The organism is Enterococcus sp. AZ103 (genome assembly GCF_051714685.1).
GTDB lineage: Bacteria > Bacillota > Bacilli > Lactobacillales > Enterococcaceae > Enterococcus_A > Enterococcus_A alishanensis.
On sequence record NZ_JBIOSI010000001.1, the window covers coordinates 684,068 to 696,298 of the forward strand.

Below are 12,231 nucleotides of genomic sequence, written 5' to 3' on the forward strand. Positions count from 1 at the left end.
TCGTTTGATTGACGGCGCCAAGTTTAAATCCAATCCTTAAAACGAAGGAGACAAATCTTATGACTTTTGTAGCAACGTTAAGTGAGAAATTATCAGAAAATTGCGACTATAAAAAAGAAATTTTAGCTGGTGACGGCTTCATGCAGGAAATAAAAAAAGGTGACACGATTCGAATCGTTGATCAAGCGGGAAATCAAGCCGCCGATACGTTGTTTTTTTTAACCGATGATCCGGCTGATCACTACAGCGCTAGTATGACGATTCAGCAACAAGCCAATCTTTATTTAACCACCGATAGTATTTTAATGAGTGAATCAGGACGGGAAATGTTAAAAATCACCGCCGATACTTGTGGGCAACACGATACGATTGGCGGCGCTTGTTCTTGTCAAAGTAATACAGTTCGTTACCAACGGGAAAAAGTTTATATGCACGCTTGTCGCGATACTTTTATGTTGGAGATGAGTCGCTTTGTCAGCTCATATCCATTCAGTAAACATGATTTAGCGCCAAATATTAATTTCTTTATGAATGTTCCAGTGGCACCAGATGGTGATTTGGATTTTAAAGATGGCGTGTCAGGTCCAGGTTTTTATGTCGAATTAGAAGCTTTGGAAGATGTGATTGTTTTAATCAGTAATTGTCCACAGTTAAACAATCCGTGTAACGATTATAATCCGACACCGATTGAAGTTTTGATTTGGGAGGGAAATAAATGAGCAATCAATTATTGTATCGCAAAGAATTATTACCAGGAGAAAAATGGTCAGAATATATCGGCGCAGGGAAATTCATTCGCCTGATTGCCAAAGACAGTACTTGTAATGTTGTTATGGGAGCGTATCAAGCCCAGCATCTCGAAGAAAAATATAATATGCCAGATTCATTAAAAGCCCAACATACTTTTTTCTTAAGTACAAACGATTTATTAATGAGTGACAATGGCAAGATGTTGTTGAGTTTAATAAAAGATACTTTTGGCTGGCATGACACGGTTTGTGGACACACCTTAAACCGCAGTATTCAAAAACAATATGGACCTTCCAGCTATCAGACGGATCGCAATCAACGGCTGCGAAACAGCTATGATAATTTTTCGATTGAACTTTTCCGTCGGGGATTACAAAGACGGGATCTTTCTTCAGTGGTGAATTTATTTTCTAAAGTAGTGGCGGATGATGCCGGGAATTTAACTTATCAAAGTCAAAATACTTTAGACAAAGAAGTGATCTTGCGAGCTGACGCGGATGTTTTATTATTGTTGTCTAATACGCCGCATCCGTTAAATTTAACCGAAGAATATCCAGCCGGTGAAGTTTTATTAGAGATTTATCAAGGGGAGCCAGCTGATTTAATTGATCCAGTGGTGACTAAGTGTGGGGAAAACACACGGGCATTTGAAAATAATTTAGTTGAAAAACAAATCAAAGGGTGATAGCGATGTTTAAAAAAGTTTTGATTGCCAACCGCGGTACGATTGCCGTTCGAATTATCCGCACATTAAAAAAAATGGGGGTTACAGCCGTAGCCGTCTACGCCCCCGCCGATGAAAAAAGTTTACACGTGGAGTTAGCTGATGAAAGTTATTTGTTGAAAGGGCAAACGGTTAGCGAAACCTATTTAGATATCAAACAATTATTAAAAATCGCCAAAAAAAGTCAGGCGGAAGCGATTATTCCTGGCTATGGTTTTTTAAGTGAGAATGTTGATTTTGTGGAGCAATGCGCTGCCAATAATATTGTCTTCATTGGTCCAGAGAGTCAACATATCCGCGAATTTGGGATGAAACATTTGGCCCGTGATTATGCCAAAGCCGCAGATGTTCCCATGATTGAAGGAACTGATTTATTAACCGATAAAAATACCGTCGAAAAAAAGGCCCAGCAAATTGGTTTTCCTTTGATGTTAAAAAGTACCGCAGGCGGTGGTGGTATCGGGATGAAAATTTGTCGCGATCAAGCTGAACTGTTAGATTCTTACGATGCGGTGGTGAATCAAGCCCAAGCCAATTTTGGTAACGGCGGTGTCTTTCTTGAAAAATATATTGAGAATGCGCGCCACATTGAAGTTCAAATTTTTGGGAATCGTTTCGGTGAATTGGTGACAGTTGGGGAACGCGATTGTTCGCTGCAACGCCGGAATCAAAAAGTCATTGAAGAATGTCCGGCTTTTGGTATTTCAGAAACTGTCCGGAAAAATCTACACCAAGCAGCAAAAAAATTAGCGGATTCTGTTCAATATCGTAGTGTTGGAACGGTGGAATTTTTGTATGATACCGCCACTGAAAACTTCTATTTTTTAGAAGTGAACACGCGTCTACAAGTGGAACACGGCATCACTGAAGAAGTTTTTGGTATCGACTTAGTGGAGTGGATGGTGAAAGAAGCCGCCGATGGTTTTGCTGAGTTGGATCAAATAACTTTAAGTCCTAAGGGTTCAAGTTTTGAAGCACGGGTCTATGCAGAAGATTTTTATCATGATTTTCGTCCTAGCATGGGAGAGATTGATGAAGTCATTTGGAGTCCGGAAGCGCGGATCGAAACTTTCATTCAAGACCACAGTACGATTAGTCCTTTTTATGATCCGATGTTAGCCAAAATTATTGTGAAGGCTGAGAATCGTGAGTTGGCACTAAAAAAATTACAAACTAGTTTAGCAGAAACTAAAATTTATGGCTTAGAAACAAATCTGAATTTCTTACAAGCTGTTTTACAAGAAAAAATAATTAAAACCGGTCGGACAACCACTAAGACTTTAGAAAAATTAAGTCTCGAAGTGCCAGCACTAGAAGTTTTGGAACCAGGATTAAGCAGTACTTTGCAAGATTATCCTGGGCGAATTGGTTACTGGGGTGTTGGGGTGCCGCCGTCAGGTGCGATGGATGCACTTTCCAGCCGACTGGCCAATAAAATTTTAGGCAATGACGAAACGGTTCCAGTGATTGAACTCACTTTATCTGGTGGTCGTTGGTTATTCCGCGGCGCAACTGAATTTACTTTAACCGGCGCTGATTTTCAACCAACTTTAGATGGTAAAAAAATTCCGATGTATCAAAAAATTTCGGTTCAAGCCGGACAAGTTTTGAGTTTTGGTGAAGCGCAGTTTGGCATGCGGAGTTATTTTGCGATTAAAAATGGTTTTGAAGCAGCCAAAGTTTTAGGAAGTGCCTCTTGTTTTACTTTAGGGAATTTTGGCGGCAAGAATGGACGTGCTTTACAAACGGGGGATATTTTAAATATTTTACCGCCAACTCAAGAATCAATTGCTAGTCCAGCTTTAGCATTCAATTTGCCACAACAAAATAATTGGCGCTTGTATGTAACACCTGGACCGCATTCTTCTACGGAATTTTTAGCGGCAGATTTTCTAAAAAGTTTTTGCGAAACAAAATGGGAAGTTCATTTCAACAGTTCGCGAACCGGTGTCCGTTTAGTTGGACCGACGCCAAAATGGAGTCGGACAGATGGCGGCGAAGCAGGTCTGCATCCATCAAATATTCACGACAATGCTTATGCGATTGGCACGATTGATTTAACTGGAGATATGCCGATTATTTTAGGACCGGATGGACCCAGCCTCGGCGGTTTTGTTTGTCCAGCCACCACAATCACTAGTGATTTATGGAAAATTGGGCAATTAAAACCTGGCGACACGGTTCAATTTGATCTAGTTGATTTAGCAACTGCCACCGTGTTAAATGCCCAACAAGAAAAATTATTAGCTGAACCTTTGACGGCGGCCAGTGTCGCTAAGTTATACCGCAATCAAAAACCAAATCAAACTGCAGAACTAATCCATAAACCAGAATATCCGATTTTCTATCAGAAAAAAAATCTAGCCGGCATCGAAATGACGATTCGTCTATCGGGGGATCAATATTTATTATTGGAATACGGCGAGATGGAACTGGATTTTATTTTGCGGGTGCGGATTCACGCGTTATATCGTGAATTGAAAAAGATCAACCTGCCATTGATTAATTTGACGCCGGGAATTCGCAGTCTGCAAGTTCACGTCGATGTCAAAAAAATTAATCTAGCTACCGTGATGGAAAAAATTATTGCCTTAGATCAACAATTGCCTGATTTAGAAAATGCGGTCTTTCCGTCACGAGTTGTTAAATTACCGCTGTCGTGGAATGATCCTCAAGCAGTCAAAGCGATGGAACGTTACCAAGGAAATGTCCGCGCAGATGCGCCGTGGTGTCCGGATAATATCGAATTTATTCGCCGCATCAACGGTTTAAAAAATAAAATGTCAGTCCAAGATACAATTTTATCAGCGAAATATATGGTGTTAGGTCTAGGGGATGTCTACTTAGGTGCTCCGGTTGCTGTGCCATTAAATCCGATTCATCGTCTAGTGACCACTAAATATAATCCGGCCCGTACTTGGACACCTGAAAATGCGGTGGGAATCGGCGGCGCTTATCTATGTGTTTACGGTATGGAAGGTCCCGGCGGTTATCAATTATTTGGTCGCACGATTCAAATGTGGAATTTACAAAAAGAGACGGATTATTTCAGTAAAGAAAAACCGTGGTTGTTAGATTATTTCGATCAATTGCAATTTTTCTTAGTCTCACCAGAAGAATTGTTGCAGTATCGTAAAGACTTTATTAACGGCAACTACCAAATCGAAATCGAAGAAACAGAATTTTCCATCAAGGATTATTTGGCGCAATTAGATCAACATGCCGAAGAAATACAAACCGTCAAACAGCGACAACAAACCGCTTTTGAAGCAGAACGAGAAGATTGGCGAGAAAAAAGCTTGTTGGAATTTGTACCGGAACAACACGAAGAAACCAACCAGCTAGAATTAGCAATCCCAGAAAACAATCAAGTCTTAAAATCATCAATTCCCGGCAGTGTCTGGAAAATTTTGGTGGATAAAGGTGACTACGTAAAAAGTGGCGAACCAATCGTTATTACTGAAAGTATGAAAACAGAAGTCGCATATGCAGCACCTTGTGATGGGAAAATTTCCGAAATTTTAATCAAGCAAGGAGATATTTTACAGTCAGGAACATCATTGGCATTTATCGAGGGGGTATAGCATGAAAAAATTAACAATTCAGCAGCTGCATAGAGGCTATCAGACTAATTTATTCAGCGTCGAAGAGATTGTCGATCAGATTTTGTTAAAGGCCGAAACCTACAGAGATTATAATATCTGGATTCATTTGTTAAGCAAAAAAGAAATTATGGACTACGTAGAAAAACTTAAACAATTTTCACTGATAGAAAAACCATTGTGGGGAATTCCTTTTGCCATCAAAGATAATATCGATCTAAAAAATATTCCTACCACAGCAGCTTGTCCCGAATTTTCTTATATTCCCGAAAAATCAGCGACGGTGGTAGCGCAATTAATTGAAGCCGGTGCGATTCCCATCGGCAAAACCAATCTCGACCAATTTGCCACCGGATTAGTCGGCACCCGCTCACCTCATGGGGCCACCAAAAATTCTTTGAACCCAGAATTAATCAGTGGTGGTTCCAGTTCTGGTTCAGCAGTCAGTGTTGCGTTGGGTCAAGTTTGTTTTTCTTTAGGGACTGATACAGCTGGATCGGGTCGCGTCCCGGCTGCCTTAAATAATATCGTCGGCTACAAAGCTGGCGTTGGACATTATAGTACGGAAGGTGTAGTTCCTGCCTGCGAATCAATTGACTGCGTGTCGGTTTTTGCTAATAACATGGCTGATATTAATCTAGTTGATCGCCAGATTAATCAACAGAAAAAAATTCCGACGCTAACAAAACCGAAAAAGATTTTAATTCCTGATAAGCTAGAATTTTTCGGTCCCTTTGCCAAAACATACGAGCAAGCTTGGCATAAGACGGTTACTTTTTTCAAAAAGCAAGAGAACACTGAAATTTTTCCTATGGCAGAAATTCAAAAAGTTGCCAAATCTTTGTATGAAGGCCCTTTTGTCACAGAACGAACCGTTGCAATTGGTGAATTTGCTTCAAAAAATCCCCAAGCTATCGTCAAACCGCTAGCTGAAATTTTACGGATCGCAGAAGAATCTGAGTATAGCAGTAATGATTTATTTGAAGGGCTACACTTTAATCAGAAAATTGCTAAGCAAGTCAAAAAAAAGTTAAAAGATAGCTTTTGGTTGTTACCTACCTCCACTGGAACCTGGCACATCGATGAAGTCATTAAAGATCCTATCACCACCAATAGTTTGATGGGACTCTACACCAACCACTGTAATTTATTGGATTTAAGTGCGGTTGCTTTGCCAATGCCCACGGAAGGACAGCTACCGTTTGGCATTACTTTTTTTGCGACACCGGAAAATGAAGAACCTCTAAAAAAATATGCAGCCCAAATCGAAAATGCGTCAAAATATATTGAACTGGTTGTCTGTGGTTTGCATATGCGCGGTTTCCCTTTAGAAAAAGATTTGCGGATACGAGGTGGTGAATTTGCTTATGAAACAACGACGACTGAAAACTATCGACTTTTTCAGTTAGACACGGTTCCTTGTAAACCCGCTTTAGTGAAAAGTCAAGGTATCGGCGAGAAAATCACTGTAGAAATTTGGCGCTTGCCACAAGATTCACTAAGTAGTTTTATCGAAACAATCGCTTATCCATTAGGAATCGGTAAAGTGGTTTTAGAAAATGGCAATGAAAAATTAGGCTTCGTTTGTCAAAATTTAGAACAAACTGATTTTTTAGATATCACTGAATATAAATCTTGGCGAAATTATCAAAAAAGGATTTAAATAAATGAAGAAGTTTGCAGTCTATGAAAGAAAAAATATGACAATAAAAGATATAGCCAAGTATTCAGGTGGGCAATTGTTCACAATCAAACGCCAATTTAGCAATTAGAATCATGCTACTTAGAAAAGTTGAAGCTATTCAAGCTTCTAAACTCTAACGAGTGAATCATTTCGAAAATACACTACTGAAGTTATCGGAAGCTTTTATCTATCAACAGCATCTAACAGTATTTTTTTCGAAAAATCAACTCTTTTAAAGCAGACTATGGTTTAGATGCATTAATTATTGATGTAAAAAAATTTGAAGAAACTACTACTATCGCTGAAAAATTTATTTGTGCTAGAGACGATCACAATCATCATTTCATTTTTGACGAGTAAACTTCTAAATCAAGATTTAAATGAACAAACAAAAAAGACGACCAACATCGTCTTTTTTGTCCGTTATAAAATCGATTTTAATCCATCAACAACGATACGCGATACATACCTTCTCTCGAAGCGTATTCAAATGCCGCTTGAATATCTTTTTGTAAAAATTTTATTTCAATCAATGGGCTAGGGTCGATTAAATCAAGACTTAGTAATTTTGCTGCTAAACAAAAATCGGTTACTTCCGCCACATAGGCGCCAATCAATGCCCAGCCCAACAACCTGCTCTTTATTTGCCTTCAAATAAATGTTTCTCTCTGATTCCCATCATTCCTCGCACTTTCAGCACCAATTGCAAAATCCAGGCCACTTCCGGCTCGTCAATTTCCAAATCAGTAATGTCACGAATTTTATTTAAACGATAAATTAATGTATTACGATGAATATGTAGCTCTTTAGCAGTTTGATTAATATCATTTCGCTGGTATAAATAAATTTCTAGTGTTTTAACTAATTCTGTTTCATGGGCATGATCATAAGAAAAAAGCTTCCTTAACGAAGTGGGAACGATACTTTCCCAAGAATATTTCTCCAAAGGCTGTAACAATAAAATTTCTGGCAATGATTTTGAAAAATAAGTACATTCTCGATTCCTGTTTAAAATTGCTGCTGTCTCAAAAGCCAATTCTGCTTGTTGAATATATTTTCTCCGTTGATTCAAACCTGTGAAAACATCACTGGCCCCGCAATAAAGATTGTACTGGTGGACAATGCTCAATAAATTTTCTTCAAATTCTACTAGTTGCAAATGGTGAAAAAGTATATATAAACGATGTTTTTTCACTAAAAATAAAACATTGCTACCGTCTTTGACAATCCTGCTTTTAATATGAGACAGAATCTGTTCTTCCTGATTTTTTTCTGCTAAAACTACAATACAATATTGCGGTGTTAAGCGTAACGTATCGACATATTCTGTTAGTTTGTTAATTTGCGGATAATTGGCTGTATCAAAAAATTTTTGCGCCAATAATTCTTTCACAGGATTGATAGCATGTTTTAGACGAAAGTTTTTAGAACGCATCAAAATCGTACAAAACCGACACAATAAATCATTCAATCGCAAAGAAAATCTTAGCAATTTTTCTTCCATAAACAACACACTAACAAAACCTTCTAAGTTGTCATCAATATAAATTGGTCCGCTAGTTTGCGGATAGTCTTTACAAACACCCCAATTAATATTTATTGCCTGTCGCGAACCAGTAATCGCTTGCATCAAACCATCTTCAATATAATAAGCCATAATAGTGTGGTCGGTAGGTTCTCCATGCTCAATAATTTGTTGCCAAAAAGGATCTGTGACTTTTTGGTCTCCTGCCGAAGTAATCCAACGATAGCCTGGATCTGCAACAATCAACGGCAGGCGAAAAGTTTGATACGTATAATCAATCAATTCTTCAATTGTCGAACCTTTGGCAATATTTTCAATCATTTGATTGGTATACTGCGTTAAACTTTTTTCACTGTATCGCGCCATCTTGCTCTCTCCTGAAATTTTATTTAATTAATTTTATCATCTATTGGCATTTTTGACGATAAAGTACCGGAAAAATCATTTATTTTGCCGATGGTTTTAGTCCGTCTGCATGTTATCATTTTCACAATGATTAAATAAAAGGAGTCGACACTTATGGAAAACTTTGAATTAAAAAAATTTAAGATTGAGCATTTATTCACTTACTCAATTGATGTAAATGCAGACATGTTTATCCAAAAATTGCCAACAGGCGGTACTCGTGTCACTGGAACAATCGCTGGTGGAAAAGTTTGGGGACCGAAAATCCAAGGGAAAATTTTACCAGTCGGTGCAGATTGGTCAACCGTTTATCCCAATGGCATTGTTGATGTAGACTGTCGCACCATGATTGAAACAGGTGATGGTGCCAAAACATGTTTTACAAAGGACGGATTGATTTAGGGTCAGAAGAAGCAGCGGCAGATTATGCTAACGGAAAATTCCCTGCTGTGATGGGCACACAACCGATGCCGGTTTTAGATACTGATGATGAACGCTATGATTGGTGTAATCATTATGCTTGTTTTGGCATCGGTCGGGTAGATTTCACGAATGACCCGATTGTGATTCAATATGATGTTTACCGTTACTATGCAACACCATTTGCTGAAAATTAGTTTGAAAGGATGAAAAAAATGAACTATGATGCATTATTTACCCCATTTAAAATTGGAAATATGGAAGTTAAAAATCGCATTGTCATGTCACCGATGGGAACCAACTCCGCATTTATTAACGGACGAAAAGATGAACAAGAAATTGATTACTTTGTAGAAAGAGCAAAAGGTGGCGCCGGCATGATTATTTTAGGTTGCCAGCCTTTGAATGAAGAAATTGCCCAAGGTTCAATGGAAGGAACGCTGGATTCTTTTAGCGTGTTACCGGCTTTAACATCTTTAGTTGATTCAGTTCATCGCTATGGAACCAAAGTGGTCTGTCAAATTACTTGTGGAACTGGACGGAATGCCTTTCCTGATACTTTAGGTCGCCCGCCAATGTCCGCTTCAGCAATTCCCTCTGCTTTTGACCCGAATGTTCCTTGTCGCGCGATGACAAAACAGGATATTCAAGATGTGATGGACGGTTTTACTTTTGCGGCTGGTTTAGCAAAAGATGCTGGTTTTGATGCGATTGAAATTCATGCCCATGCTGGTTATTTAGTTGATCAATTCATGTCACCTGTTTGGAACAAACGAACGGATGAATATGGTGGTTCACCAGAAAACTTTGCCCGTTTCCCAAGAGAAATTGTGCAAGCGATTCGCAAAGCTGTGGGTAATCAACTACCGATTTTATTCCGTATTTCACTAGACCATCGTTTTGAAGGTGGCCGGACGTTGGAAGATTCAATTCCATTGATTCAACTTTTAGAAGAAGAAGGCGTTGATGCGTTTGATATTGATGCTGGTTGCTATGAAACACTAGATTATATTTTCCCACCATCTTATCTAGGGGAATCTTGTATGTCTTATGTTAACGAAGCAGCACGCCAAGCCGTTAATGTTCCACTATTAAATGCCGGTACTCATAATCCTGAATCAGCAGTTGAAATCATTGAATCAGGAAATATTGATTTTGCTATGATTGGTCGTGGCTTGATTGCTGATCCAGATTTACCTAATAAATTATTAGCTGGACATAGAGAAGATGTTCGACCGTGTATTCGTTGTAACGAAAATTGCATCGGAAGAATTTGGAACAACCATACGAAATTAAGTTGTTCTGTGAATATTCAAGCGATGGAAGAAAGACGTTTCAAACTAGAACAAGCCAATGAAGTCAAAAATATCGTGGTTATCGGTGGCGGGGCTTCTGGTATGGAAGCAGCTCGTGTGGCTGCCACTCGTGGTCATAAAGTGACTTTATATGAAGCAAGTCATCGCCTTGGGGGTATTATGCGGGATGTTGCTACTGCGAAATTTAAAAATAATATCCAATTATTAAGTGATTGGTATGAAACACAATTAACTAAATTAGGCGTCGATGTGCAATTAAATACTTTTGTTTCATCAGACGATGCTATTTTAGCTGAATGCGATCAAATTTTTGTTGGTTGTGGTGCCGAACCAATCGTGCCAAACATTCCTGGAATTGATTTACCCATCGTTGAAACTATGGTTGCGGCTCATCGTGACGAATCATTAATCAAAGGTGATAATATTATCGTTTGTGGTGGTGGTTCAACTGGTTGTGACGGCGCATTGGAAATGGCAAATGAAATGGGTAAAAATGTTACCATCATCGAAATGAAAGATGAAGTCGCTCAAGATGCGATGTTTATCAACCGCATTTCATTGCTGAACGCTTTAAATGCTAACAATGTTACCATGCTAACAAAAACTGTCGTTCAATCAATTGAAGAAGATGGTGTCATTGTTGAAAAAGCAGATGGCTCAACTGAAAAAATTTATGCCGACACCGTCTTAAATGCTTTCGGGATGAGACCTTTGTTAAATACCGTTAATGGTATCAAAGAAAAATACCACACGAAAACTCGCGTGGTTGGTGACAGTCAAAAAATCGGAAAAATCGGTGATGCGATTCGTGCAGGCTTCTACGCCGGTAGTGCTGTCTAATTAAAAAAAGCAATTAGTACCTTTTCGATACTAGTTGCTTTTTTTCTTCGTCATTTTATATAAATAACATAATTAATCATCAGAATTCTTCCATAAATAACCTTTTCCCCATACAGTTTGCAAGTGTATATTCTCACCAAACTTATTTTTTAATTTATATTTAATTCGAGTTGTAATATTTGATAATTCGGACAAACGAGAAGCACTGACTTCATTCCACAAGATTGTACATAGTAATTTTCTTTCTACTACTACTCCTTCATTTTCGATTAAATAGTCTAGTGTTTTTCTTTCCGTTTTGCTTAAATTCAAGTCGGAAATAATATCAGTGCTCACTTCACTACTCATTTCTTTTGATTTAACAACTTCTTCTAACAATAGTCGGAGTCCTTCCAATGTAAAGTTAGTTTGAATATTTAAAATTTCTCTACCATGAATTTGTTGCTTAATCATTTGGTCGGATTTACGCATAAAATACTTACGTTGGAAAGCTGTTTTTTGAATCGCATAAGCCACTTCATCATCTGATAAAGTTTCACTAAAAATAACTATTGGAAAATATTTTAAAAAATCACTACCTGATTGTTCTAGAAACTTTTCATAATTGTTCAATGTTAATGAAACAGAACAAAAAACCTCATGCCCCAACAATTGTAATGCTTGCTCCATCGGTCTCTCAGTCTCAAAATTTTTACTTAAAATCAAAATATTAGCCATCATTTTCTCTCCTATTTTATAAATGTATTATCATAATATATATTAATCATATTTATTAACAAATTTCAATAAATATTATCGAAAAAAATATATTAGTTAGTTTCCTTTTTTTGATATTTTTTCAAGATAAGATAATTTCGATTTGATAAAGAAGCATTAATAATAATTTATTCCTCTTTAATTTAGTGAATAATTATGGTTTCTCAATAAACCCTCCAGACAGTTCTCTTTACATATTAATATCACAA

Annotated in this window: 10 protein-coding genes; 7 read left to right on the top strand and 3 right to left on the bottom strand. The window is 37.9% G+C overall.

Annotated elements, in window-relative coordinates; all coding sequences use genetic code 11:
- Positions 1–59: 59 nt before the first annotated feature.
- From ID741_RS03485 to ID741_RS03500, 4 genes are read left to right on the top strand one after another with little or no spacing between them, the layout of a single operon-like run.
- Complete coding sequence (locus ID741_RS03485) at positions 60–719, top strand: urea amidolyase associated protein UAAP2 (RefSeq protein WP_438719060.1); 660 nt, start codon at positions 60–62, stop codon at positions 717–719.
- Positions 716–1,435, top strand: a complete 720-nt coding sequence (locus ID741_RS03490; protein ID WP_438719061.1) for an urea amidolyase associated protein UAAP1 — start codon at positions 716–718, stop codon at positions 1,433–1,435. The genes ID741_RS03485 and ID741_RS03490 overlap by 4 nt, the downstream gene beginning before the upstream one ends.
- 5 nt (positions 1,436–1,440) lie before the next feature.
- Complete coding sequence (gene uca / locus ID741_RS03495; protein ID WP_438719062.1) at positions 1,441–5,058, top strand: urea carboxylase; 3,618 nt, start codon at positions 1,441–1,443, stop codon at positions 5,056–5,058.
- 1 nt (position 5,059) lies between these two features.
- Entirely contained in the window at positions 5,060–6,739 is a 1,680-nt protein-coding gene (locus tag ID741_RS03500; RefSeq protein WP_438719063.1) for an allophanate hydrolase, read from the top strand.
- A 458-nt stretch (positions 6,740–7,197) separates the two neighbouring features.
- On the opposite strand, the gene ID741_RS03505 is transcribed toward ID741_RS03500, so the two are convergent.
- Positions 7,198–7,389 carry a hypothetical protein gene (locus tag ID741_RS03505; RefSeq protein WP_438719064.1) on the bottom strand — a complete coding sequence of 64 codons (192 nt, stop codon included), beginning with the start codon at positions 7,387–7,389 and terminating at the stop codon, positions 7,198–7,200.
- An 11-nt stretch (positions 7,390–7,400) separates the two neighbouring features.
- Entirely contained in the window at positions 7,401–8,651 is a 1,251-nt protein-coding gene (locus ID741_RS03510) for a PucR family transcriptional regulator (protein WP_438719065.1), read from the bottom strand.
- A 153-nt stretch (positions 8,652–8,804) separates the two neighbouring features.
- On the opposite strand from ID741_RS03510, the gene ID741_RS03515 reads away from it, so the two are divergent.
- From ID741_RS03515 to ID741_RS03525, 3 genes are read left to right on the top strand one after another with little or no spacing between them, the layout of a single operon-like run.
- Entirely contained in the window at positions 8,805–9,092 is a 288-nt protein-coding gene (locus ID741_RS03515; RefSeq protein ID WP_438719066.1) for a DUF3237 family protein, read from the top strand.
- Positions 9,065–9,307 (top strand): hypothetical protein, encoded by a 243-nt coding sequence (locus ID741_RS03520; protein ID WP_438719067.1) that lies wholly within the window; start codon positions 9,065–9,067, stop codon positions 9,305–9,307. Before ID741_RS03515 ends, ID741_RS03520 begins: the two co-directional genes overlap by 28 nt.
- Before the next feature lie 18 nt (positions 9,308–9,325).
- Positions 9,326–11,266 carry an NAD(P)/FAD-dependent oxidoreductase gene (locus ID741_RS03525; RefSeq protein ID WP_218327099.1) on the top strand — a complete coding sequence of 647 codons (1,941 nt, stop codon included), beginning with the start codon at positions 9,326–9,328 and terminating at the stop codon, positions 11,264–11,266.
- A gap of 72 nt (positions 11,267–11,338) precedes the next feature.
- Here the strand turns inward: ID741_RS03525 and ID741_RS03530 are convergent, their stop codons facing one another.
- The gene (locus tag ID741_RS03530) at positions 11,339–11,983 is read right to left on the bottom strand and encodes a winged helix-turn-helix domain-containing protein (RefSeq protein WP_438719068.1); all 645 of its coding nucleotides are present in this window, start codon (positions 11,981–11,983) and stop codon (positions 11,339–11,341) included.
- Positions 11,984–12,231 lie beyond the last annotated feature (248 nt).